The 25707-nt window shown below is 64.1% G+C and carries 20 protein-coding genes, 1 tRNA gene and 1 pseudogene; 16 read left to right on the top strand and 6 right to left on the bottom strand.

All coding sequences use genetic code 11. The features are described from left to right. Positions 1 to 145: 145 nt before the first annotated feature. From hemE to ACEN9Q_RS24645, 3 genes are all read left to right on the top strand, one after another. Complete coding sequence (hemE, locus tag ACEN9Q_RS24655) at positions 146 to 1228, top strand: uroporphyrinogen decarboxylase (RefSeq protein ID WP_495626360.1); 1083 nt, start codon at positions 146 to 148, stop codon at positions 1226 to 1228. Between the two features lie 558 nt (positions 1229 to 1786). Beyond that, a complete protein-coding gene (locus tag ACEN9Q_RS24650; protein ID WP_495626359.1) occupies positions 1787 to 3793 on the top strand; it encodes a primosomal protein N' in 2007 nt (668 codons plus the stop codon). 70 nt (positions 3794 to 3863) lie between these two features. Next, positions 3864 to 5300, top strand: a complete 1437-nt coding sequence (locus tag ACEN9Q_RS24645; protein WP_056437763.1) for a dihydrolipoyl dehydrogenase — start codon at positions 3864 to 3866, stop codon at positions 5298 to 5300. 43 nt (positions 5301 to 5343) lie between these two features. On the opposite strand, the gene ACEN9Q_RS24640 is transcribed toward ACEN9Q_RS24645, so the two are convergent. Then, complete coding sequence (locus ACEN9Q_RS24640) at positions 5344 to 5829, bottom strand: SRPBCC family protein (RefSeq protein ID WP_056437765.1); 486 nt, start codon at positions 5827 to 5829, stop codon at positions 5344 to 5346. 181 nt (positions 5830 to 6010) lie between these two features. Here ACEN9Q_RS24640 and ACEN9Q_RS24635 point away from each other — a divergent pair, with 181 nt between their 5' ends. From ACEN9Q_RS24635 to ACEN9Q_RS24580, 12 genes and pseudogenes are all read left to right on the top strand, one after another. Beyond that, positions 6011 to 6892, top strand: coding sequence for a hypothetical protein (locus tag ACEN9Q_RS24635; RefSeq protein ID WP_157201746.1), 882 nt, complete (start codon positions 6011 to 6013; stop codon positions 6890 to 6892). 122 nt (positions 6893 to 7014) lie between these two features. Beyond that, on the top strand, positions 7015 to 9075 hold the full coding sequence (locus ACEN9Q_RS24630; protein WP_056437771.1) for a UvrD-helicase domain-containing protein: 2061 nt from the start codon (positions 7015 to 7017) through the stop codon (positions 9073 to 9075). Between the two features lie 112 nt (positions 9076 to 9187). Continuing rightward, positions 9188 to 11374, top strand: coding sequence for a DUF4214 domain-containing protein (locus tag ACEN9Q_RS24625; protein WP_495626358.1), 2187 nt, complete (start codon positions 9188 to 9190; stop codon positions 11372 to 11374). A gap of 111 nt (positions 11375 to 11485) precedes the next feature. Then, entirely contained in the window at positions 11486 to 11689 is a 204-nt protein-coding gene (locus tag ACEN9Q_RS24620) for a SlyX family protein (protein WP_056437778.1), read from the top strand. A gap of 496 nt (positions 11690 to 12185) precedes the next feature. Beyond that, the gene (locus ACEN9Q_RS24615; RefSeq protein WP_162251793.1) at positions 12186 to 13430 is read left to right on the top strand and encodes a GNAT family N-acetyltransferase; all 1245 of its coding nucleotides are present in this window, start codon (positions 12186 to 12188) and stop codon (positions 13428 to 13430) included. 166 nt (positions 13431 to 13596) lie between these two features. After that, positions 13597 to 14097 carry a DUF1579 domain-containing protein gene (locus ACEN9Q_RS24610; RefSeq protein ID WP_495626357.1) on the top strand — a complete coding sequence of 167 codons (501 nt, stop codon included), beginning with the start codon at positions 13597 to 13599 and terminating at the stop codon, positions 14095 to 14097. Positions 14098 to 14309: 212 nt separating this feature from the next. Next, positions 14310 to 14476: pseudogene (locus ACEN9Q_RS24605) on the top strand (TMEM175 family protein); the annotation flags it as partial. Between the two features lie 65 nt (positions 14477 to 14541). Next, a complete protein-coding gene (locus ACEN9Q_RS24600; RefSeq protein ID WP_495626356.1) occupies positions 14542 to 14979 on the top strand; it encodes a DUF4279 domain-containing protein in 438 nt (145 codons plus the stop codon). Between the two features lie 31 nt (positions 14980 to 15010). Continuing rightward, positions 15011 to 15619, top strand: coding sequence for a TMEM175 family protein (locus ACEN9Q_RS24595; protein WP_495626355.1), 609 nt, complete (start codon positions 15011 to 15013; stop codon positions 15617 to 15619). Positions 15620 to 15845: 226 nt separating this feature from the next. Further along, the gene (locus ACEN9Q_RS24590) at positions 15846 to 17972 is read left to right on the top strand and encodes a M3 family metallopeptidase (RefSeq protein ID WP_495626354.1); all 2127 of its coding nucleotides are present in this window, start codon (positions 15846 to 15848) and stop codon (positions 17970 to 17972) included. Between the two features lie 128 nt (positions 17973 to 18100). Further along, entirely contained in the window at positions 18101 to 18382 is a 282-nt protein-coding gene (locus tag ACEN9Q_RS24585) for a DUF4404 family protein (protein ID WP_056437793.1), read from the top strand. A 77-nt stretch (positions 18383 to 18459) separates the two neighbouring features. Then, entirely contained in the window at positions 18460 to 20736 is a 2277-nt protein-coding gene (locus tag ACEN9Q_RS24580; RefSeq protein WP_495626353.1) for a YgiQ family radical SAM protein, read from the top strand. Positions 20737 to 20817: 81 nt separating this feature from the next. Here the strand turns inward: ACEN9Q_RS24580 and ACEN9Q_RS24575 are convergent, their stop codons facing one another. After that, complete coding sequence (locus ACEN9Q_RS24575) at positions 20818 to 21954, bottom strand: AI-2E family transporter (RefSeq protein WP_157201748.1); 1137 nt, start codon at positions 21952 to 21954, stop codon at positions 20818 to 20820. Beyond that, a complete protein-coding gene (locus ACEN9Q_RS24570) occupies positions 21951 to 22433 on the bottom strand; it encodes a cyclic nucleotide-binding domain-containing protein (protein ID WP_056437798.1) in 483 nt (160 codons plus the stop codon). The genes ACEN9Q_RS24575 and ACEN9Q_RS24570 overlap by 4 nt, the downstream gene beginning before the upstream one ends. 224 nt (positions 22434 to 22657) lie before the next feature. Between ACEN9Q_RS24570 and ACEN9Q_RS24565 the strand changes: the two genes are divergently transcribed. Further along, positions 22658 to 23812 carry a GGDEF domain-containing protein gene (locus ACEN9Q_RS24565; RefSeq protein ID WP_495626352.1) on the top strand — a complete coding sequence of 385 codons (1155 nt, stop codon included), beginning with the start codon at positions 22658 to 22660 and terminating at the stop codon, positions 23810 to 23812. Between the two features lie 11 nt (positions 23813 to 23823). On the opposite strand, the gene ACEN9Q_RS24560 is transcribed toward ACEN9Q_RS24565, so the two are convergent. From ACEN9Q_RS24560 to ACEN9Q_RS24550, 3 genes are all read right to left on the bottom strand, one after another. Beyond that, positions 23824 to 24456: an ABC transporter ATP-binding protein gene (locus ACEN9Q_RS24560; RefSeq protein WP_495626351.1), complete on the bottom strand. Its 633-nt coding sequence runs from the start codon at positions 24454 to 24456 to the stop codon at positions 23824 to 23826. Then, positions 24453 to 25526, bottom strand: coding sequence for a hypothetical protein (locus ACEN9Q_RS24555; RefSeq protein WP_495626350.1), 1074 nt, complete (start codon positions 25524 to 25526; stop codon positions 24453 to 24455). The genes ACEN9Q_RS24560 and ACEN9Q_RS24555 overlap by 4 nt, the downstream gene beginning before the upstream one ends. Before the next feature lie 67 nt (positions 25527 to 25593). After that, a tRNA-Asp gene (locus tag ACEN9Q_RS24550) sits at positions 25594 to 25670 on the bottom strand. Between the last annotated feature and the right edge of the window lie 37 nt (positions 25671 to 25707).

Genomic DNA, 25707 nt, shown 5'->3' with positions numbered 1-25707 from the left:
GTCGGTCCTGAAGATGGGGGACGGCAGCGGGAAGACAAGCATTATAAGTGCCCGCCGCGGCGAAGCATGTCCGGGAAGTCGCCTGCGCGCGCGCCAGGAATGCGATAATAAACGTTTGCCATCGATTTCGACCGGATTGTCAGCCATGCCACAATTTGCCCCGCTCCAGAACGACACCTTCCTGCGTGCGCTGCTGCGCCAGCCGACGGACTACACGCCGGTGTGGTTGATGCGCCAGGCGGGGCGCTACCTGCCGGAGTACCGCGCCACGCGCGCGCGCGCCGGCTCGTTCCTGGGGCTGGCCAAGAATCCCGACTTCGCCACCGAAGTCACACTGCAGCCGATCGACCGCTATCCGCTGGACGCGTCGATCCTGTTCTCGGACATCCTGACCGTGCCGGACGCGATGGGCCTGGGCCTGTATTTCGAGGACGGCGAAGGCCCGAAATTCGAGCGTACCGTCCGCACCGAAGCCGAAGTCGCCGCGCTGCGCGTGCCCGACATGGCGTCCCTGCAGTACGTGTTCGACGCCGTGACGTCGATCCGCACGGCGCTGAACGGCCGCGTGCCTCTGATCGGCTTTTCGGGCAGCCCCTGGACCCTGGCCTGCTACATGGTCGAAGGCGGCGGCTCGCGCGAATTCCACACGATCAAAAAGATGCTGTACGCGCGTCCGGACCTGATGCACCGCATCCTGGACATCAATGCGGAAGCCGTCGCGCAATACCTGAACGCCCAGATCGACGCGGGCGCGCAGGCCGTCATGATTTTCGATTCCTGGGGCGGCGCGCTCGCGGACGGCGCCTACCAGGCGTTCTCGCTCGCATCCATGCGCAAGGTCGTCGCGAAACTCCAGCGCGAGAAAGACGGCGTGCGCATCCCGGCCATCGTGTTCACGAAGGGCGGCGGCCTGTGGCTGGACGAGATGGCCGACATCGGCGCGGATGCGCTGGGCGTGGACTGGACCGTCAACCTGGGCCGCGCGCGCGCCCAGGTCGGCGACCGCGTCGCCCTGCAGGGCAACCTCGATCCCGCCATCCTGTTCGCCGGTCCGGAGCAGATCCGCGCCGAGGTCGAAAAGGCGCTCGCCAGCTACGGCACCCCGTCCGCCGGCCACGGCCACGTATTCAATCTCGGCCACGGCATCTCGCAATTCACGCCGCCGGAGTCGGTGACGGCGATGGTCCACGCCGTGCACGATTTCAGCCGCCGCCAGCGCACCGCCTGACGTCCGCCACGCTGCCGTCCTTTGCGCAGCGCGATAAGCGTGCAATCACACTTATTCACAATAATTTGCGCTGCGCCGGCGCGGACTGTAGAAATATACAGTGGCCGCCCGCATATGGTAAGTAATTGATTTTATTGGATTTAGTGCCGCCGTGAGGGCGTCGTGCCGGTGTGCTTCCCAGGGAGTGACCGGTTATCCACCGAAGCTGTCAGCCTATTGTTCACAAAGTTATGCACAGCTTCTGTGCATAATCCGGAAAAGTGCTTGGTTTACCGTGGTTTACGAGTTTTCTTCAAGTGTTGCATCAAGTTTTTGCTGCACTGCGCTCAAGTTTTTCACCGGAAAGGCGCAGTTATGCACAGAAGCGCTCAAGCGATGAGAAATTTCGTGTGCTCAAAGTCGAAAAAACTAAGTCATTGAATTTATAGGGTATTTTTAGGGATATACATAGAGATTTTCCTAACGTTTTGATCTAGCGTAAACCTTCTCCACGGTCAACTTTTCCATTTTCCACAAAGTTTTCCACAGTTCTCCACAGTTTCTCGACAAGGTCCCGGATTGTCCCACTGCATCCTGCAAATCGCGCTCGACACGCCGCTCGACAGCCTGTTCGACTACCGCTGGGCATGCGACCCCGGTAGCGAGCCGCAAGTCGGGCAATTGGCGCTCGTGAACTTCGGGCGGCGCGAGGCGGTCGGGCTGATCGTCGCCGTCAAGCACGAGACGGACGTCCCGGCCGACAAGCTCAAGGACGCCATCGCCGTGCGCAGCCAGCTTTCTCCGCTGCCGGAGCGATGGATCGCGCTGGCGCGCTTCGCCGCCGCCTACTATCACCGGCCGCTGGGCGAGGTGGCGCTGCCGGGCCTGCCGAAAAACCTGCGCCTGTCGACGACGGTGGCGCTGGACCGCGCGCTCAAGAAGCTGGCCAAGCTGCCGGACGCGCACGACCCGATGCCGACCGACATGCCCGTGCTGAATGCGGCCCAGCGGCAGGCGGCGGATGCCATCGGCGGTGCGCTAGGCTTCAGTCCGATGCTGCTGTACGGCGTGACGGGCAGCGGCAAGACCGAAGTCTATCTGCAGGCCTGCGCCCAGGTGCTGCATCGCGACGACGCTGCGCAGATCCTGATCCTGGTCCCCGAAATCAACCTGACGCCGCAGCTGGAAGCGAACATCCGCGCGCGCTTTCCCGGCGTGATGCTGGCGACGCTGCACAGCAGCCTGTCGGAAGGCGAACGCATGCTGCACTGGCTGGCCGCGCACACGGGCCGCGCGCGCATCGTGCTGGGCACGCGGTTGGCGATCCTGTCATCGCTGCCGAACCTGAAAATGATCGTCATCGACGAGGAACACGACCCGTCGTACAAGCAGCAGGAAGGCCTGCGTTATTCGGCGCGCGACCTGGCCGTATGGCGCGCGCGCCAACTGGACATTCCGATCGTGCTCGGGTCGGCCACGCCCTCGCTGGAAAGCTGGCACCACGCGCAGACGGGCCGCTACCGCAGGCTCGAACTGCGCGAGCGCGCCGTGCGCGATGCCGTGCTGCCGCGCGTAAAACTGATCGACATGGAGCGCGACAAGCCGAAGGAGGGCTTGACGCCGACGCTGATGCAGGCGCTGCGGCTGCGCATCGAACGGGGCGAGCAATCGCTGCTGTTCCTGAACCGGCGCGGCTACGCTCCCGTGCTGTGCTGCGAGGCCTGCGGCTGGATCAGCAACTGCACGCGCTGCACCGCATTCATGGTCCTGCACCGGCCGGAACGGCGCCTGCGCTGCCACCACTGCAGCCTGGAGACGCGCATCCCGCACGCGTGCCCGACCTGCGGCAACGTCGACCTGCAGCCGCTGGGCCGCGGCACCCAGCGCGTCGAGGAAGGCTTGCAGGCGTTGTTCCCGCAGGCGCGCATCCTGCGCATCGACGCCGATTCCACGCGCCGCAAGGGCAGCGCGCAGGAGGCGTTCGATACCGTGCACCGCGGCGACGTCGACATCCTGATCGGCACGCAGATGGTCGCCAAGGGCCACGATTTCAAACGGCTGACCCTCGTCGGCGTGCTGAATCCGGACACGGCGCTGTTCTCGCAGGATTACCGCGCCAGCGAGCGCCTGTTCGCGCAACTGATGCAGGTGGCGGGACGCGCCGGCCGGGCCGGACTGGAATCGGAAGTGCTGATCCAGTCGCGCTACTGCCAGCATCCGCTGTACGGCGCCGTGATGCGGCACGACTACGACCGCTTCGCCGGCAGCCTGCTGGAAGAACGCCACCAGGCCGCGCTGCCGCCGTACATGTACCAGGCGCTGCTGCGTGCCGAGGCGCCCGAGCTGGCGACGGCCATCGAATTCCTCGAGTCCGCGCGCGATGCCGTCGTGTCGGACACGGTCGTCATCAACGATCCGATCCCGATGACGATGACCCGCGTGCACAACGTCGACCGCGCGCAACTGCTGGTCGAATCGAATTCGCGGCCGGCGCTGCAGGCGTTCCTGACCGAGTGGGTCGAGGCGTTGCGGGCGCTGAAGTCGCGGGTGCGGTGGTCGCTCGAGGTCGATCCGCTGGATATTTGATTTCCCCCCTCCCAAGCCGAGTTCCTGAAAACAGCGTATCGTCACGCTCGTGAACTTCCCGGAGGTGAGGATGAAGAAACTGAAGGTCGATGTCGCCATCATCGGCGCCGGCACGGCCGGCCTGGTCGCCTACCGCGCCGCCAGGGCGCAGGGTGCGCGTACGGTACTGATCGAGAGCGGCGTCTACGGCACCACGTGCGCGCGCGTGGGCTGCATGCCCAGCAAACTCCTGATCGCCGCCGCCGAGGCCGCGCACATGCTGCACCTCGCGCCCGGGTTCGGCGTCCATCCGGGCGCTGTCCGCATCGACGGCGTGGCCGTGATGGAACGCGTGCGGCGCGAGCGCGACCGCTTCGTCGGCTTCGTCGTCGACGGCGTCGATGCCATGCCGGACGAGGACAAGGTGCGCGGCCACGCCCGCTTCACCGATCCGCACACGCTGATGGTCGACGACCACACCGAGATCGACGCCTGCCGCATCGTGATCGCCACCGGCTCCAGCCCGACCCGCCTGCCGGCGCTGGACAATGTAGGGCCCGGCGTGATCACGAGCGACGACGTGTTTTACTGGAACGACCTGCCGCGTTCCGTGGCCGTGATCGGCACGGGCGTCATCGGCCTGGAAATCGGCCAGGCCCTGGCTCGCCTGGGCGTGCGCGTGCGCATGGTCGCGCGCGGCGGCAGCGTGGCGCAATTGTCCGACCCCGTCGTACTCAAGACCGCCGCGCGCGTGCTGTGCGAGGAACTCGACATCCACTTCCAGTCGCGCATCCTGCGCGCCGAGCAGGACGGCGACGACGTCGTGCTGACGACGGGCCGCCACGACGAAGCGCATACGGAACGTTTTCAATACGTGCTGCAGGCCGCCGGCCGCACGCCCAACGTGCACGACCTCGGCCTGGAAAACGCCGGCATCGCGCTGGACGGCAACGGCGTGCCGCTGTTCGACCCGCGCACCATGCAATGCGGGAACAGCCACATCTTCATCGCCGGCGACGCCAACCACGAGCGTCCCGTGTTGCCCGAGGCGGCCGACCACGGCAAGATCGCCGGCGACAACGCCGGCCGCTTCCCGGACATCCGTCCCGGCCTGCGCCGCACGCCGCTGACGGCCGCGTTCACGGAGCCGAACGTCGTCACCCTGGGCGCCAGCTACAAGACGCTGTGCGCGCCGGGCAGGTCGAAGTTCGCGGTGGGGCAGGTGTCGTTCGAGAACCAGGGCCGCAGCCGCGTGATGTTGCAGAACAAGGGCATGCTGCGCGTCTACGGCGAGTACCGCACGGGCCGCTTCCTGGGCGCCGAGATGATCGCCCCGCGCGGCGAACACATCGGCCACTTGCTGAGCTGGGCGGTGCAGTCGCGCATGACGGTCGACCAGATGCTGGAGATGCCGTTTTACCACCCCGTGATCGAGGAGGGTGTGCGCACGGCGCTGCGCGACCTCGCGGCCAATCTCGCGAAGGGAGAAAGCGACATCGATCCGGACGAGGTGGAACCCGGTACGTGATGCGTGGTTCAGTCGTAGCGTGGGCACCCCGTGCCCACCATTCCTAATTCAGCAGCGAGGCGTCCAGTTTTCCGTCCGCCGCCAGCTGCCGCACGACCTTGACGGTGTCGATGTCCGCTTCCTTGTACGCCGACTTCTTGAAGTCCTCGTACATCCGGCCGGTCTCGTCGGTGGCCGACGGATTGCCGTCGTCGTAGCGGAAGCGCACCACCAGCGCTTCCTGCGTCGGCGTCTCGATGCTCATGGTCAGCAGCGATTGGGCGATGTCGCCCTGCGCCGGCACTTCGTAGCGCACCTCGCGCAGCGGGGTCAGGATCACCTTGTCGTCGATGACGAGGTCGCCATAGCGCAGGCGGCGCGCGAAGCTGCCGCTGGTCCGTTCGCTGATCGTGCATTCGTCCAGGTGCGGCACGAACAGCTTCGGATCCTCGGCGCGCAGCACGAGGCCGCGCCACAGCTGTTCGCGGGTGATCGTGTCCATCAGCGGGTTGAGGGGATCGTTTATCTCAATCAGGTGTTCAAATTTCATTTTGATTAACTCGTGCAAACGGCGCCGGAGGCGCTGACAGGGCGATGGTAACGCATACCGTGTCCGGGGCGCGACATATCGGTCCATGCATTTGTAAAGGGTCGTTAAACCACGCGACATATGCGGACGAATTGCGGCACACTCTCGGCGATTGTGTCACCCATATTGTCGAGTATTTACAATGCCCCTGCATCGCGTTCCCCCTATTCTCAAAAGCGTTGCCCTCGTGCGCAACTGGCTGGTCGAAAACGTTCCCTGTACCGATTCGATGCTCGGCTACGACCTGTTCCTCAAACTCGGCAACGACTTCGTCGCCGGCCAGCGCCTGAAACTGTCCGCGCTGGCGCAGGGCCTGCCGTACTCCGCCGAGGAGGTTGCCGCCCAGTTGCGCCGTTTCGAGGAACACGGCCTGGTGGCGCTGGCGAGCGATGCCGACGACGGCCTCGTGGTGGAAGGCACCGAGCGCTTCCTGGCGCTGCTGGACCGCTACGGCCGCGTCTTCGACGCCGTGTTCATCGTGCGCGGCGAATTGCGCGGCCAGCAGTTGCTGGTGTCGTCGAACCAGCCCGAACTCGCCGATTTCGGACGCCTGCTGTACGACCGCATGTATGACCTCGGCTGGCTGTACCTGCACAATTTCGGCAGCGCGTGCTTCCTCATCGCCTCGCTGGCACGGCGCCTGGCCGAACTGCACGGCCACCGCGCCCGCATCGTGTCGGGCCTGGTCGAAGTGGAAAACCAGGGCAATATGTTCCTGCTGGGCGGGCAGGGCTTCGCGAAGCCGGGCCAGATCGACGGCCACGCCGTCTGCGTGATCGACGACGCGCTCGTCCTGGATTTCGGCCTGGGCAACGTACGCAAATCGTACCGGCGCGATTTTTATTGGGGCACGATCGCGGATTACGAGCGCGACGGCGCCGTGTTCGCCCGGCTGACGCTGCCGGACGGCGTCACCATGGCCTGGAAGGACGACTGGCAGTCGCCCAACACCGAGGCCGAGCTGGCCCGCTACGCGCCGCACATCGACGAATTGGCCGCGCAATACGTCGCCCGCTACCGTTGAATCCGGCGCCCTTGCCGGCGCGTCAAGGCAGGTCTGCAACACGGCCGTGCGCATTTGCGCCGGCCCGCTTCAACGCGGGGACGAGCTTGTTACAATGCTGAGCTCTCCCATCCAAGGTTCCCATGTCCAACGCCCCGAATTTCGGCCTGAACGGTCCGCAAAGCGAAGCCGTGCTCTATCTCGACGGTCCCTGCCTGGTGCTGGCCGGCGCCGGCTCGGGCAAGACGCGCGTCATCACGCAGAAGATCGCCTACATGATCGAGCACCGCGGCTACGATCCGCGCACGATCGCCGCGCTCACGTTCACGAACAAGGCCGCGCTCGAAATGCAGGAACGCATCGCCAAGCTGCTGAAACAGCCCAAGCAGGCCAAGCAGCTGACCGTATCGACGTTCCACTCGCTGGGCGTGAAAATCCTGCGCCAGGAAGCGGCCGGCGTCGGCCTGAAGGACCGGTTTTCCATCATGGACAGCGACGACTGCTATACCGTCGTCTCCGACCTCGCCGTCACCACGGATAAACAGGAGATCCGCCGCATCCAGAACGCGATCTCGCTGTGGAAGAACGGCCTCGTCGACCCCGAGGACGCGATCCGCGACGCGCGCGACGAGGACGAGGCCCAGGCCGCCCGCATCTACCGCAGCTATGTCGCGACCTTGCAGGCCTACCAGGCCGTCGACTTCGACGACCTGATCCGCTTGCCGGTGGAATTGTTCCGCAATAACGAGCCGATCCGCGACCGCTGGCAGCGCCGCCTGCGCTATCTGCTGATGGACGAGTACCAGGACACCAACACCTGCCAGTATGAACTGGTGAAACTGATGGTGACGGGCCTCGGCAAGAAGCCGATGTTCACGGCCGTGGGCGACGACGACCAGGCGATCTACGCGTGGCGCGGCGCGTCGGTGGAAAACCTGCGCACCTTGCAGACCGACTTCCCCGACCTGAACGTGATCAAGCTGGAGCAGAACTACCGCTCCACCACGCGCATCCTGCAGGCGGCCAATGCCGTGATCGGCAACAACCCGAAATTGTTCGAGAAATCGCTGTGGTCCGAGCACGGATTGGGCGAGCCCATCAAGGTGCTGGGCATGCCGAACGACGAGACGGAGGCCGACCAGGTCGCGATCATGATCTCGGCCGACCACTTCCAGCGCAAAAATAAATGGTCGGACTTTGCGATCCTGTACCGCGGCAACCACCAGGCCCGCGTGATCGAGCAGGCGCTGCGCAAGGAACGCATCCCGTACACGATCTCGGGCGGCCAGAGTTTTTTCGACAAGGCCGAGATCAAGGACATCATCGCCTACCTGCGCCTGATCGCGAACGAGGGCGACGACCCGGCATTCATCCGCGCGATCACGACCCCCAAGCGCGGCGTCGGCATGACGACCTTGGAAGCGCTGGGCGAATTCTCGAAGCAGTGGAACTGCTCGCTGTTCGAGGCCGCGCTGAAGGGCGGCATCGAAGCCAGGCTGCAGGACCGGCAACTCATTCCGCTGCGCGAATTCTGCCACTTCATCAACGACATGGAAGCGCGCGCCACGCGCCCCGGCCCGTCCGGCAGCGGAGACAATGCCGCTGAACTGCTCGACGACATGATGAAAGAGATCAATTACGAGCACTACCTGTACGAGAACTTCGACGACCGGGCCGCGCAAGGCAAGTGGCAGAACGTGCTCGAGTTCACCAACTGGCTGAAGGAACGGGGCCGCGGCGGGCGCGACCGCGACGGCGAAGAAAAAAACCTGCTCGAACTGACGCAGATGGTGGCGCTGATGTCCATGCTCGAGGGCCAGGACGAGGAGCCGGACGCCGTGCGCATGTCGACCTTGCACGCCTCGAAGGGCCTCGAATATCCGCACGTCTACCTCGTCGGTTGCGAGGAGGGCATCCTGCCGCACAAGGGCGACCCGGACGACCCCGTCGAAAAGATCGCCGCCCGCATCCAGGAAGAGCGTCGCCTGATGTACGTCGGCATCACGCGCGCCCAGCGCAGCCTGCACGTTACCTGGTGCAAGAAGCGCAAGCGGGCGGGCGAGCTCGTGCATTGCGACCCGTCGCGCTTCATCAAGGAAATGGCGCTCGACGTCGGCGACGCGGTCCCCAAGGAAAACGAAGTCATGACGCCCAAGGAACGCCTCGCCAACCTGAAAGCCCTGCTGGCCACGCCCAAGGTCTGACGCACGGCCGGAAGCGCAGGGCGCGCACGATTGAAATTCTTATTTGACTTCAACTGTTGCGCGGGAAATACTTTCACGAATCAATTTTCACGCAGCAAGCATCGTTAATTTAATGGCTACCGTATCCGACATCACGACCACCCCCTTGTCCGGGCTGAACTATATCGATGCCCTGCTCGACACCGGCCCGGACTGGAATTTCCTGACGAATTCCTCGGGCACACCGATCACCACGCTGACCTATACGTTTTCGGTTGCTTCCGGTAACGAAGACGCGGCTTCGGCGCAAACGAATTTCACGGGGTCGGCGCAAGCGTTCTCCGCTTCGCAGCAGGCTGCGACCCGTGCCGCCCTTGCCTATATTTCCAAGCTGACAGGCATCCAGTTTGCCGAGACGAGCGACGGCAACGCCGCGCAGATCCACCTGGCCGATGTCAACCTGGCTGCCAGCAATGTGACCGGCCTGTGCAGCTGGCACAGCAGCTATGGCTACAGCGGCGTCCAGCTGAGCAGCTATGACGCCGATGCGTATGTTTATCTGGACAACGTCGAGTGGAATTACCAGAACGCCAACCTGACGCCGGGCGGCGACGGTTACCAGACGCTGTTGCACGAGCTGGGCCATGCGCTCGGCCTGAAGCACCCGTTCGACGACAACATCAACCTGCCGGCATCCGAGGACAACACGTCGAACACGCTGATGTCCTACACCGACGTCGGCGGTCCGTATTCGACTTACCAGCAGGACGACATCGCCGCGCTCATGTGGCTGTACGGCGACGACGGCCTGCGCGGCAAACTGGGCATCAATTCGACAGCGGGCGCCCACTACCTCGTCGGCACCACCGGTGCGGACGTCATCACGGGAACGGGCGCGGACGACAAACTTGAAGGCGACGGAGGAAACGATATGATCGACGGGGGAGCAGGGACCGACACCGCGGTATTCCGCGGCGTACGCAGCAGCTATACCTTCAGCGCGCTGGCCAACGGCAACTTGCAGGTGACCAGCACGAACGGCAGCGATGGGGTCGACACGCTGCACTCGATCGAGGTCCTGCAGTTCGCGGACATGAGCGTCAGCAGCGCGGACGTCGTCAATGCCGACACCACGGCACCCGGCGCGCCCACGCTGGCCGTGACCAAGAACGCCAACGGCTACGCGGCCGGCAGCAATCCGGCCGTCACCGGCGCCGCCGAGGCGAATGCCACGGTCAAGGTCTATACGGCGGACAATACCCTGGTCGGCACGGCCACGGCCGACGCGAGCGGCGTGTGGAGCCTGACGACGACGAAAGCCTTCGTCGACGGCACGGGCTATTCGATCTTTGCTACCGCCACCGACGCCGCCGGCAACACGTCCGCGGCCAGCAGCGCGGTCACCTTCAACATCGACGCGCACGCGCCCGTGATCCCGGTCGCCACGCTGTCCTACACCGAGGGCGGCAACCAGGCCACGTTCAGCGGCACCGGCGAGGCCGGCACGACGATCGAGCTGATTCGCGGCGGCGACTTCGTCGACATCGCCACCACGACCGTCGGCGCCGACGGCAAGTGGAGCGTCACGACGTCGCCGCTGCCCAACGCCACCTATACGGTCAGCGCCGTCTCGGTCGACCTGGCCGACAACGCGACCAGCGCCGCCAGCACCATGGGATTCACCGTGGCCAGCAGCGCCAACCTGGCCGGCACCACCGGCAACGACAAACTGACGGCCACTGCCGGCAACAATGCGATCGACGGCCAGGCCGGCATCGACACGGTCGTCTACGCCGGCCAGCGCGCCAATTACACGGTGGCCAAGGAAACCCTGGGCTTTGGCGTGACGGACAAGGTCGGCGACGGCGGCCATGACGCCGTCATCAACGTCGAGCGCCTGCAATTTTCCGACGGCGCGGTGGCGCTGGACATCAGCGGTTCCGCGGGCCAGGCTTTCCGCCTGTACCAGGCCGCGCTCGACCGCCCGGCGGAAAGCGCCGGCCTGGGCTTCTGGATCTATCAGCTGGACCACGGCCTGACGCTGGACGACATGGTGCAGGACATCATTAAAAACCAGCCGGAATTCACCCAGAAATACGGCGCCAATCCGACCGATGCCCAGTTCGTGAACCTGCTGTACGCCAACGTGCTGCATCGTGCCCCCGATGCCGCCGGCTACGATTTCTGGGTGAATGCGCTGGCGCACCACGATACGACGCAGGTCGGCATCGTCAAGTTCTTCAGCGAAAGCCCGGAAAACCAGGCGCAGGTCATCGGCACGATCCAGGACGGCATCGCCTACACGCCCTGGGCGGGCTGAGTTCCCGCCGGTTCCCCGTTTTTCTCCGCAAAGAGCCGCTTTCGAGCGGCTCTTTGCTTTTGCGCGGCGCAGTATCATGCGCCTTTTACTTTTTTATCGAAGGATAGCGACGTGAGCGACGAAAACCGTTTTATCGACATCGAAATCAAGCTGGCCGACCAGGAAAACCTCGTCGACACCCTCAACCGCACGGTCTACGAGCAGGGCCGCCGCATCGATCAACTGGAAGCCATGGTGGCCAAACTTGCCGAACACGTGCGGACCTTGCGCGACGCCGGACAGGGGCCGGTCAACGAGAGGCCGCCGCATTATTGAGTCCACGCCGGGGCGGGGCACGAAGTCACAATTGGAGAAAGAGTCTGGTTATTCTGGAAATTTAAGGAATCTGATAGTGACTTTGGTTACCAATGAAAGAAGAAACATTATTGCACAAATACATTTTTTGTTTGATTTATGCAACGATTACATTTGAGTAAATTGATTATTTGAGCGGCGTTTTGCGCGCGCTCAAAAAATGCCTTTCGGCATCAAAACCCATGTATTTTCTCTTATTTTTCCGGTTTGCAAGAAAATAGGCGCTGTTTTTGGTTATTTTTAGAAAATTTAGAGCGAAAACAGCGTGCTACATCGATTTTATCAATATGTCATCTTCAATTTTCCTGTCTAATCTGTAATCAAATTTAGCTATACCTTCAGGATGAGCTCAAGGTAGTATCGCGTAAATACATACTGCTCGGCAGTGTGTATTTGGCCCGCAAAAACGTTAAATCGCGGGTTTTTCCTTCTCCAAACGAGGGCTGACACGATGTTCATGCGTAACCTTGAGATGAGCGAATTCGCGCCATCGGCGCCGGCGCCATTGCTCGTCCGTTCCCGGGCGATGCGGTGCCCGGACCGGTACGAACTGAACGTCGCGACCGGTTATTACGACCGCCCGGACATCCTGGATGCGTGGCATCGGATGCTGGCCGTCGCCACCAGCCCGGAAACGCTGTACCAGTCCCCGCAATTCTTCAGCCACCTGATCGACATGTATCGTGGGCAGGATGCGAACTGCGAACTGTTCATCGTCCGCCGCAGCGTCGATTACGCGATCGTCGGCTTCATCCCCGTGCGCACCATCGCGTGCGGCCTCGAGTTCCGCGTCGGCCCGGTGCCGCTGTTCAAACGAACCATGCGCGCCTGCCAGATTCTCGGCAGCGTCCCGTTGCTGGATCCAGCGGAAGAAGGCCTCGCCGAGTTCGTCATTCAGCAATTGCTCGAACGCTATGCGCAGTGCGACGTGCTGTACATGCAGGCCGTTCCGGAAGACGCCGGCGCCGCCCTGGGCGGCATCGCGGGCGTGTCGGCCTATGTCATGAACGGCTGGCGCGCGTGCCATACGCAGCCTCTGCCGGACAGCGTCGACGGCTATCTGCAGAAATTCAGTGCCAAGAAGCGCTACAACCTGTCGCGCCAGGTCCGCCTGCTGACGGAAGCGGCGGGTGCGCTGCAGGTGCTGCGTATCGAGCAACCCGGGCAGATTCCGGCCATGCTCGACGCCATGATCGCCACGGGCGCGTGCCCAGGCGCGGAGCGCGGCGCCGAACAGGCCCGGCTGGAAGGCCTGGCGCGCCACGGCCTGCTGCTGTCCTACGTGATCCGTTGCGGCGACGAGGACGTCGCCGTCGTGTACGGCTCGCGTTCGGCCTCCGTCTGGCACGTCTACAAAATCGCCTGCCTGCAGAAGTATCTGCACCTGTCCGTGGGTACGAGCGCGATCCACCTGGCGGTGCAGGACGTGCTGGCCCATTTCGCGTTCAGGGACATCGATTTCGGCTACGGTACGCCGAGCGCGGAATTCCGCTCGACCCATGTGCTCAAAACGCGCGGGCTCGTGCTGCTGCACCGCGCGCGCAGCCTGACCGCCTTGTCGTTGAAGGTACACGGCATGTACGACGCCATGAACGACGCCCTGATCCGCCAGGTCAAGCGGGCGCAGAAATGGCACGCGCAACGCCGGCAGGCGACCAAAAAGACGTCGCCCAAGGCCGACACGGCGCCGACCGTTTCCTGAGCGCGCCGGACGCGCACCGCCATGGCCGCCGCGTGCGGCCATTTTCTTTTGTGTGCCGCCAGCGGGCAGCCGGCGTTTCTTGTTGTTATTGCCAGTCTGTTATGGGATTATTTTCCGATCCGGCCGACCTGCGCCCCTGGCCCACCAACGACGAGGAACCCACGACATGCCTCTGCCACCCGACGCCAACGCCCCCAGCGATTTTGATTTCATCATCGGCGACTGGCTCGTCAAACACAAACGCCTGAACGCCCGGCTCGCGGGATGCACCGAATGGACGGAATTCGAAGGTCGGACGTCGACGATGAAGATTCTCGGCGGCTTCGGCAACCTCGAAGACAATCTCCTGCATTTTCCCGAAGGCGCCTTCCGCGCCGCCGCCATGCGCTCTTACTGCCCCACGTCGGGCACGTGGTCCATCTGGTGGCTGGACGGCCGCAACCCGACGGCACTCGACACGCCCGTCGTCGGCAGGTTTGCCGATCACGTCGGTCTGTTCTTCGCGGACGACGTCCTGGACGGGCAACCCATCAAGGTGCGGTTCATCTGGACGGCGCGGCCGGGTGCGCACCCGCGCTGGGAACAGGCGTTTTCGAGTGACCAGGGTCAAACCTGGGAGACGAATTGGGAGATGGAATTCATTCCTGTCGGCGGTGGCGAGGGGTGACGGAATATGCGCCAATAGGTGAGTTACCTGTCATCCACCAACAAATAGGAACACGACACAAATGGATAACGGCCCTCCGGACAAGCGCGGCTTGAAAATCCTGATAGGCCATTACTGGTCGTCTCAAGGCTGGGTTCCCGAGAATGAACGGACCGTGACGCCGGAAGACTTCGAATATGCGAAGTCGAAAGGGCTGATGTTTGATCCGAGAGATGGGCAAGAACCGCCTGGAGGCCTTCAGCGATGGCGTCATCGCCGTCATCATCACCATCCTCGTGCTGGAACTGAAAGTCCCGCACGGCGGGGACGTTTCATGAGCTACGTGATGAGTCTCATCGACATCGGCATCTACTGGAACAAGCGCCAGTATGCGGATCACCCACCAGTTTCGGCCTTACCGATGCTGAAGCCTCGACTCACAACTGCCTGACGACAGGATCAGTTATGGCACAAATACACCATTCGGCAGCATGCCTACGTATTTTCGGAGATGGTCTGATACCAGAAGAGATAACTCAGGCTTTGCGATGCACGCCAACCGTAGCGCAGAGAACTGGTGAGTTGATTCGTTACCAGTCCGGGCGTGAGCGCGTCGTGAGGTGCGGGAACTGGCGATTGGAGGCTGAGTCGGCAGAGCCGGAAAATATCAACGGGCAGGTGCGTTGGCTGTTGTCGCAGGTCGAATCTGACCCTGAGGTGTGGAAGGCGCTGGTACAGCGGTTTGACGTCGATATCTTTTGCGGTCTTTTCATGCAAGAGTCGAACGATGGCATGTCCTTGGCTCCTGACGTCATGGCGCTACTGGGCGAACGAGGGATTCATCTAGCCCTCGACATATACAATGCCAGCGACGACGACGACGTCACGCCGAGCCAGACTTGAACTCAGCCTTCCCTAACTCTAAAGAAAACACATGGGCAAAAACCGCCTAGAAGCCTTCAGCGACGGCGTCATCGCCATCATCATCACCATCATGGTGCTGGAACTCAAAGTCCCGCACAGCCCCGATTTCGAGGCGCTGCTGCCGCTCTGGCCCGTCTTCATGAGCTACGTGCTCAGTTTCATTTACGTGGGCATCTACTGGAACAACCACCACCACCTGATGCACGCCGTGAAGGAAGTCAGCGGCGGCGTGCTGTGGGCCAATCTGCACTTGCTGTTCTGGTTGTCGCTGATCCCGTTCGTCACCGCGTGGATGGGCGAGAACCATTTCGAGACCGGGCCGACCGCGGCGTATGGCTTCGTCCTGTTTATGTGCTCGGTTGCGTATCTGCTGCTGGTCAAAAGACTGATCGCCAATCATCCGAAGAACGCCAAGCTGGCTGAGGCAATCGGCAACGATCGCAAGGGCAAGCTGTCGTGCGTCCTGTACCTGGCCGGCGTGGCGCTGGCGTGGTTTGCCGCCTGGCTCGGATTCCTGGTCTATGCGGCCGTGGCGATCGTATGGCTGATTCCGGACCGGCGCATCGAGGAAAAAGTCGCCGAGGAGACCGAGCAGGAAGAGCAATCCGAACGGGGTTGAGCATCTCCGGAACTCCTTTTTTTCGGCCGTAAATATGTAACATACGGCAATATCCCTGCTATGCTTTGCGGGCACTGCCGCCGGGCTCGCCCGGCGGTTTCCATTCCGGTGTCCGTACGTGATCGATAAACCGCACGGCGCGGATGGGTGTGCGCGTAGCACAAAAAGAGATTGGCCCGTGGCACAAGCATGGGCGGATCCGACAACCCTCCGGAGATCCCAAAGAATGAACCGTTCGCACATCCTGGCCGTCGCTGTTACCGCAGCCGTCGCCAACCTGGCCTATGCCGCCCCCGCTTCGCTGCTGCCGGCGTCCAATCCGTTCGCCAAGCCGAGCACCCTGCAATACCAGTATCCGGCCTTCGACAAGATCAAGAACGACGATTTCGCGCCGGCGTTCGACGAAGGCATGCGCCAGCAGTCGCTGGAAATCGACGCCATCGCCAATAACAAGGCGGCGCCGACCTTCGACAACACGATCGTCGCGATGGAGCGTTCGGGCCAGCTGCTGAACCGCGTCTCGACCACGTTCTTCAACCTGGTCGGCTGCAACACCAATCCGACCCTCGACGCGCTCGACAAGGATCTCGCGCCGAAGCTGGCCGCCCACACCGACAAGATCCGCCTGAACGACAAGCTCTACAAGCGCATCCAGACCTTGTACGACAAACGCGCCAAGCTGCACCTCGATCCGGAATCGGCCTACCTGCTCGAGCGCTACCACACCGACTTCGTGCGCGCCGGCGCCAAACTGTCCGCCGCCGACAAGGAAACGCTGAAGGCGTATAACGGCAAGATCGCCGCCCTGCAGACCCAGTTCAGCCAGAACGTGCTCAAGGAAGCGAACGCGTCGGCACTCGTCGTCGACACCCGCGCGGAACTGGCCGGCATGTCGGACAAGGCGATCGACGCCGCCGCCGCGCTGGCGAAGAAGGATGGGCTGGACGGCAAGTTCAAGGTGCCGGTCGTGAACACGACGCAGCAGGCGCCGCTGTCCGTGCTGACCAACCGCGCCACGCGCGAGAAACTGCTGGCGCTGTCGCTGGCACGCGGCAGCCATGGCGGAGACTATGACAATCGCCAGATCGTGCTGGACCTGGTCAAGGCACGCGCCGAGCGCGCGAAGCTGCTCGGTTATCCGAGCCACGCCGCCTACATGCTGGAAGACCAGACCGCCAAGACGACGGGCGCCGTCAACCAGCTGCTGGCCGAGTTCGCCAAGCCGGCCGTGCGCAACGCGAAAAAGGAAGCGGCCGAGATCCAGGAGGTGATCGATGCCGAAGGCGGCAAGTTCCAGGCTACCGCTTACGACTGGAACTATTACACCGACAAGGTGCGCCAGGCACGCTACGCGTTCGACGAGAACCAGCTGCGCCCGTATTTCGAGTACAACAACGTGCTGCTGAATGGCGTGTTCTATGCCGCCAACAAGGAATATGGCATCACGTTCAAGGAACGCCACGACCTGCCGGTGTACAACCCGGACGTGCGCGTGTTCGACGTGTTCGATGCCGACGGCAAGCAGCTCGCGATCTTCCTGCACGATCCATACGCCCGCTCGAACAAGCGCGGCGGCGCGTGGATGAATGCCTACGTCGGCCAGAACAAGCTGATGGGCACGCATCCGGTCATCGCCAACCACCTGAACATCCCGAAGCCGGCCGCCGGCGAGCCGACCCTGCTGACGTATGACGAAGTGCGCACGATGTTCCACGAGTTCGGCCATGCGCTGCACGGCATGTTCTCGAACGTGAAATACCCGCGCTTCTCGGGCACCCGCGTGCCGCGCGACTACGTCGAGTTCCCGTCGCAGGTCAACGAGATGTGGATGGTCTGGCCGGAAGTGCTGGCGAATTATGCCAAGCATTACCAGACGGGCGCGCCGATGCCGAAGGAGCTGCTGGATAAAGTCCAGGCATCGTCGAAGTTCAACGAGGGCTACCGCACGACCGAGTACCTGGCCGCGTCGATCCTCGACCAGAAATGGCATCAGCTGGGCGCCGACCAGATCCCGGCCGACGTGCCGGGCTTCGAGGCGACCGCGCTGCATGACGCCGGCGTCGACTTCCCGCTCGTCCCGCCGCGCTACCGCACGACCTATTTCTCGCACGTGTTCTCGGGCGGCTACTCGGCCGGCTACTACGGCTACCTGTGGGCCGAGAAGCTGGACGCCGACACCGTCGAGTGGTTCAAGGAAAACGGCGGCCTGCTGCGCAAGAACGGCGACCGCTTCCGCCAGATGCTGCTGTCGCGCGGCGGCACGATGGATGCGATGGAGATGTACCGCAACTTCCGCGGCCGCGACGCGAAGATCGAGCCGCTGCTGGAGCGCCGCGGCCTGACGGGCGAGTAAGCCGCACGCGCGCGCCGTTCCCGCCGCGGCGGGGACGGCGTTTTATTTATCACGCGTAAACACCGCCGCGCGCCAATCCTCCCCCATCAGGTATAAACTTTCTCACAACACTCTACTGTGAGAAAGCCATGCTGCCCGATAACGAAGACACCCTGAAAGCGCACCTGAAAGCCCTGCACCGCAGTCTCGAGGAGCGGGGCGAGGTCGACGACGAACTGGAAATGCTGCTGCGCCAGCTCGATGGCGACATCAAGCACGTACTCGACAGGCGCGCCCAGGACCCCGACGCGACGACGTACGGCCTGGCCTCGCGGACGCAGGAGCTGACGGCCCGGTTCGCCATCCGCCATCCGCACCTGGAACCGGCCCTGCGCGAGCTCGGCAACATCCTGGCGAGCATGGGGATTTGACACAAGCCATTGAAAATTAAGCCATTTTTACGACGATCGGCAGATTAATACAGCGTTTTCCGGTAAAATGCCGGCCAATGAACTCCCCTGCCAATCTTTTCGCGAACGTCGCCAAACGTTCCAGCCGCGCCCCTGCCGCCCCGTTCCTGCCCATGTCTCGTGCCGAGATGGACAAACTGGGCTGGGATTCGTGCGACATCATCCTGATCACGGGCGACGCCTACATCGACCATCCGAGTTTCGGCATGGCCCTCGTCGGCCGCCTGCTGGAAGCGCAGGGGTATCGCGTCGGCATCATCAGCCAGCCGGACTGGACCTCGGTGGAACCGTTCCGCGCGCTGGGCAAGCCGAATCTGTACTGGGGCATCACGGCCGGCAATATGGATTCGATGGTCAACCGCTATACGGCCGACCGCAAGATCCGCTCGGACGACGCCTACACGCCGAATGGCGAGCCGAATAAACGTCCGGACCGCGCCGTGACCGTGTACTGCCAGCGCGCGCGCGAAGCGTTTCCGGGCGTGCCCGTCATCGCCGGCAGCATCGAGGCGTCGCTGCGCCGCATCGCGCACTTCGATTACTGGTCGGACAAGGTGCGCCGCTCCGTGCTGTTCGAATCGAAGGCCGACCTCGTCATCTTCGGTAACGCCGAACGCGCGCTCGTCGACATCACCCGGCGCATCGCGGCGGGCGAGAACGTCAAGACCATCCGCGACCTGCGCGGCACGGCCTTCCTCGTGCCGCATGGCTGGCTGCCGGACGAGGAGTGGACCGTGCACAATTCCACGCGCGTGGACGTGCCGGGCCGCATCGACCCGCAACCGAATCCGTACGCGATGGCGCTGGAAGATCCGAAGCAGTGTGCGCTCGACAACGCCGCGCCGGAACCGGCAGTGAAGCCGATCGTCATCATGACACGCGAGGAACGCCAGGCCGCCGCGAAGGAAAAGGCGCGCAAGACCGTCGTGCGCCTGCCGAGTTTCGAAACCGTCAGCGAAGACCCGGTGATGTATGCGCACGCGTCGCGCGTGTTCCACCTGGAATCGAACCCGGGCAATGCGCGCGCCCTCGTGCAGCAGCACGGCGACCGCGACGTCTGGCTGAACGCGCCCCCGCTGCCGCTCGCGATGGACGAGATGGACGGCGTCTACGACCTGCCGTACGCGCGCGCGCCGCACCCGAGCTACGGCAAGGCGCACATCCCGGCCTGGGAAATGATCCGGTATTCGGTGAACATCATGCGCGGCTGCTTCGGCGGCTGCACGTTCTGCTCGATCACGGAGCACGAGGGCCGCATCATCCAGAGCCGTTCGGAGCCGTCGATCCTGCGCGAGATCGAGCTGATCCGCGACACGACGAAGAACTTCGCCGGCACCATCACGGACCTGGGCGGCCCGACCGCGAACATGTACCGTCTCGCGTGCAAGGACAAGAAGATCGAGGAAAGCTGCCGCCGCCTGTCGTGCGTGTATCCGACCATCTGCAGCAACCTGGGGACGGACCACAGCAAGCTGATCTCGCTGTACCGCAAGGCGCGCGCGATCCCCGGCATCAAGAAGATCCTGATCGGCTCGGGCCTGCGCTACGACCTCGCCGTGCGCTCGCCGGAATACGTCAAGGAACTGGTCACGCACCACGTCGGCGGCCTGCTCAAGATCGCACCGGAGCACACGGAAGAGGCCACGCTTTCCAAGATGATGAAGCCGGGCATCGGCGCCTATGACGAGTTCAAGGCGTTGTTCGACAAGTACTCGAAGGAAGCGGGCAAGAAGCAATACCTGATCCCGTACTTCATCGCCGCGCACCCGGGCTCGACCGACGAGGACATGCTGAACCTGGCCCTCTGGCTCAAAAAGAACAATTTCCACCTCGACCAGGTGCAGACGTTCACGCCGACCCCGATGGCGATGGCGACGACGATGTACCACTCAGGTAAAAATCCGCTGCACAAGGTCACCGAGGATTCGGAAGACGTCGTCACGGCCAAGAGCGGCAAGACCCGCAAGCTGCACAAGGCGTTCCTGCGCTACTACGATCCGGAAAACTGGCCGGTCCTGCGCGAGGGTCTCAAGCGCATGGGCCGCGGCGACCTGATCGGCAACGGCGAGCGCCACCTGGTGCCGCCGGCCGGCGCCGAACCGGACGCCACGCCGCAGCGTGGCGGCGAACGCCGTCCGCCGGCGGGCCCGCGCAACGACGCGCCGAAAGGCCGCGTGATCGAGGTGGCGACCCGGCGCAACGGGCGCGGCGGCGAGCGCCGCGGCGAGCCGGCACCGTTCATGGCGCCGCCCTCCAAGGCGAAGGCGGGCATCCTGTCGACTATCAAGTCCAAGCCCAAGGCAGGGCGTAAATAAACACACACCGGGGTCAGAGCCCGTTTTTTGGCAATAGCTCAAAAGCCATTGCCTAAATTCGGGCTCTGACCCCGGTGTTCTTTATACGCTCAGGTCCGCGCTCGCCTGCTTGTCCCGCAACCGGCGCGCATACCGGTGCCGCGCCCTGAGCCGCGGATTGGTCATGAGTCTGCCCATGGTCTCGCCGACCACCATCACGACGCCCAGCAGCGGCAGCACGAGCATCAGGCCGGCCACGCCGGACAGCGCGCCGCCGATGAAGATCATCAGCACCGTCACCAGGGGGTGGATGTGCAGGCTGCGGCCCAGGGTCAGCGGCATGAAGACGAAGTCGTCCAGCAGACGGGCCAGGATGAAGACGACGATCGCGCCGTAGGCGATCAGCGGGTTGGCCGGGGCGTCCGTGGCGGCGACGACCACGACCATCATGCAGCCCACGATCGAGCCGACGAACGGCACCCACGCCAGCAGCGCGGAGATCAATCCCAGCACCAGCGGCGACGAGACGCCGATCACCCACAGGCCGAAGCCGAGCACGATGGTGTCCAGTACGGTCAGCCTCAGTAAGCCTTCGAAGTAGCGGCGTGCCGTCTGGTCGACCTGGTGCAGCAGGAACAATGTGCGTTCGAAATAAGCGTTCGGCACGGCGCGCGCGAGGAATTTTTTGAAGCGCAGGCCGTCGCGCAGGAAGAAGAAGGCGAGGAACGGGGCCAGCAGCAGCGACGGCAACCAGCCGGCCGCGCCCAGCAGGATGGACGTCAGGTGGCGCTGGGCGAAATTGTCCGTATAAGCCTTGAAGCGCTTGTTGACGATCGCGGTCAGGTGCATCTCGGCCAGGATGGGGAACTTGGCTTCCAGCAGCGTCATCGTGTTGCGCACGAAGGCGACGCCGCCGTCCAGGTACAGGGCGCCGGTCTTGTGCCAGCTGTCGGCGTCGCCGGGGGATGCGGTCCAGGTCATCGCCGCCATCAGCAGTAGGGCACTGGCGCCGTAGAACACGGCGCACACGAGCGTGGCCGAGACGTTGCGGGTAAAACCGGCGCGCAGCAGCCGTTGCATCGGGCCCAGCAGGATGTAATACAAGACGGTGCCGAGGATGAACGGCAGCACCAGCCACAGCATGTGTTCGAGCAGCACCAGCAGCAAACAGGTGATGCCGACGATGCCGATCCAGACGAACGGGCCGTTGCGCTCGTCGCGGAGGGGGGCGTGGATCACAGGGCCTCCACCTGGGCGTGGCCGTCGAGCCAGCCGCGCAGGCGCTGGCCGATGTGGCGCGCCAGTGCGAGCGAGATCTTGTAGCCGATCACGGCATCCGTTTCCATCAAGGCCAGGAAGTCGTCGCGGAAGAATACGGCCAGTTCGCAGGCGTCGAGGGCGCGTACCTGGGCGCTGCGTGGCGAATTGTCCAGCAGGGCCAAGTCGCCGAAGAAACTGCCCGCTCCAAGGTCGCCGACTATCTGGCGGCCCCTGCTGTGGCTGCGGCTGATCTGCACGCGGCCGCTCATCACCAGATACAGGGCCTGGCCCTCCTCGCCCTCGTCGAACACGATTTCGTCCGGCAGGTAGCGGCGTTCGTGCATGAGGCCGTCGACGAACTTGATTTCCAGGGGCTTGAGGGAACGGAACAGTGGCGTGTTCTGCAGCCGGAGCTGACGGGGGGACAACGTGTGCGATTTGAGGAAACCAAAGATCACGAAAGCTCCGGGACAATGCAGCAGAGTAGCTGTACGTCAATTATGAACGATTCATTTGTGCTTGCGCAGCTACTACGCAACGCTCGGCAATCACGGTGCATATCGCTCAAGAGTTGATATGAATCGTGCGTGCGTGCGATTGAAAAACGTGTAATATAATTCCTTTGGGAAATATTCCTTACATTAATGGCATCATCTCACCACTTCCGACCAGGAGGAACCGAGTGATCGATATCCAGACCTTCATGCTGGCGCTTGGCGTCGGTAACACGGCGTTTGCCCTGCTGATGGCGGGCTATATGCGCGGCGCCGTACCGAATCCCGCGTTGCGCACCTGGATGTGGGCGCGCCTGTCGTCCGGGCTGGCGCAGATCTGCTGCTGGATGGCGCCGCATGCCGGACTGCCCATCGCCGAGGAACTGGCCGCCTTCGGCTGGGTTGGCGGTGTCGCGCTGGAACTGGCGTCATATTGCGTGTTCTTCGGGTTCCGCAACTGGCACCGGGTGCTTGCGCCGGCCGCCGTCGCGGCCCTGCTCATCGTCGCCGCCGCGGCGATGGCGCAGGCGTCGCGCGAGCAGATGACGCAGGTGGTGGCCGTGATCGTCGCCCTGTTCGCGTCCGGCGCCGCCGCCATCCTACTGCGGCCCCAGGCCGACGCCCCGCTGCTGCAGCGTGTCATCGGCGCCAACGATGCGCTGTTCGCCATCGCGATCTGGACCTGGATGGCCGTGGCCAATGGCGGCGTCGGCATGTTCGATGCGAATCCGGTGTATGGCTTTGCCTATCTGGCGAGCTATTTACTGATGATCGTCAATGGGTTCGGCTTCTTGTTGTTGTGTAAGCTCAAGGACGACCAGCGCATGCACCACCTGGCCACGATCGACGGCTTGACCGAGATGCTGAATCGCCGCGCCTTTTTCGAACGGGCCGAAAAGGCGCGCCAGCAGGCGTTGCGCCTGCGCAAGCCGATCGCGCTGATGATGCTCGACCTCGACCATTTCAAACAGCTCAACGACGGCTTCGGCCATGCCTGCGGCGACGAGGCCCTGCGCCTGTTCGCCGACACCGCCCGCGCGCGCCTGCGCGACAGCGACGTGATGGGCCGGCTGGGCGGCGAGGAATTCGCGCTGGCGATGCCGGGCACATCGCTGGCGGGCGCGCAACACGCGGCGGAACGCCTGCGCGCCGCCGTCGCCGAGGCACCGGGACTGGCCTGCGCCGCGACCTATCGCATGACGGTCAGCATCGGCGTCGTGATGATCGATCCGAACGAGGAATTGACGGCCGCCCTGGCGCGCGCCGATCACGCCTTGTATGCGGCCAAGACGGGCGGACGCAACCGCGTCGAGATCGGCGGACCGCTCCTCAAGCGGGCCTGAACCGCCGGCGTTCACAGCACACCGGGTTGCGCGTCCAGGTCGAGCGTGGCCGTGGGCGGGATGCGCAGGTCCAGGTGGCTCGTCAGCACGATGCAGCGGTTGTCCGCGTGCGCGCGGCGCGTCAATGCCGTCTCCAGCACGTCGACCGCCTGCACGTCCAGGCCGTTGAACGGTTCGTCCACCAGCAGCAGGCGCGCCGGCAGGGCGAGCGCCAGCGCCAGTTGCAGCTTCTTGTATTGGCCCAGCGACAGGCCCGCGACCGGCTGGCCGCCGATGTCGGCGATGTGAAAAGCGTCCAGGTGGCGGCCCAGCGTGTCGCGGTCGGCGTCGGCGTAGAGCGCCAGGTGCAGTTCGAGCCATTCGCGCGTCGTCAGCCAGTCCAGTGCCGGCGCTTCTCCGCCGCAATAAAAGCTCAGGCGTCGGTAGGCGAGCGCATCCGTTGCGCTGTCGAGGCCGTCCAGGCGGATGTGGCCGCGGCTTGGCGCCAGCGCGCCGCCCAGCAGTTTTAATAATGTCGTCTTGCCGCGGCCGTTGCGGCCGCGCAGCCAGGTGAGGCCGGGGCCGAGCCGCAGGTTCAGCCCGACGAAGACGCTGCGCGTCGCAAAGTGAAAGCCGAGGTTCTCGACGTCGACGGATGGACTCATTCCCATAATTTGCTTCCGGTGGCGCACAACAGCATGATGGCGAACGCGACGAGCGCCATGCGGCCGCGTGCCGTGAAGGGAGGCGTCAGCACGAGCAGCGGCGCAATGCCCCAGGCCAATGCGAGGTAGAGGTGGCCGGCCGTGCCGTGCCACGCACCGGCCGCCGCGCCGATGCCGGTCAGCACGGACAGCGCCGGCATCAGGATCAGCAACGTCATGGCGCGCGCGTGCCGGGCCAATGCGGCAACGTCGATGGGCCAGCCGGCCGCCGGCACACGCACGCGTGCCAGCTGGGTCCGCAGCGCCTGGTCGGCGTCGTGCACGAGCAAGACCAGCAGGATGCTCGTCAGCACCGCGCCGAGTGCGCGCGGCATGGCCTGCGGCCCCATCATCCACAGCGCGGCGGCGCCGGCGGTGGCGGCCAGCAGCACGCACTGGCGCGCGCCGGCGATGGTGCCGCGCCACAGCGGCAGCCAGAACAGCCGGCGCCACAGGTACAGCGCGCCGATGCGGGACGCGCGCGGGTGGGTGCCGGCAACGGCAACGGCCGGCGCCCGGCGCGCAGGCTGCGGGAGGCCGGCGCCGCGTACGAGCAGGATGGTGGCGCACGTCCAGGTCAGCAGGAAGGACAGCACGGTCCCGGCGACGGCGCGCGGCGGCGCCAGCCAGTCGGGACGTTGATACAACCAGACCGCCAGCGAGGCCACGTACGCGAGGCCCAGCGGCCCGGTCAACAGGGTGGCGACAACGGCGGAGGCGCGCAGCAGCAGGCCGGGCGGCACCGGCAACGGATGCAGCCACGCGCGCACGTGCGCGGGCATGACGCGGGACCGCAACAGCACGACGGGCAGGCTCATCGCGACACCATGCAGGCACAGCAGGGGCAGGGCGAGCGGCAGCGGTTCGGCGGCCGCGAGCATCGCGGGCATGGCGGCAAAAGCGAGCAGGCCGACGAGGGTCGGACCCAGCACGAACATGACGATCTCGGCGGAGCCGCGCAGGCGCGCGGCCAGTTGCGCCAGGGCGTGGCGGGCGAGACGGAGACGGAACCGGGTGTAGGGATGAGCCACGATCGTCGGGAGTGTCGGAAGTAGAAACGAAAAAGGGTCCGACGAATCGGACCCTTTTTCTTGATACTGGCGGAGCGGACGGGGCTCGAACCCGCGACCCCCGGCGTGACAGGCCGGTATTCTAACCAACTGAACTACCGCTCCGTTTACTCTGATCGGTTCTTCACTTTGCAAATTGCCG

The sequence above is a fragment of the Massilia sp. Masssp93 genome (genome assembly GCF_059491295.1).
Note: the sequence above shows the minus strand (reverse complement) of the source record. Positions and strands in the feature narration are given on the sequence as shown.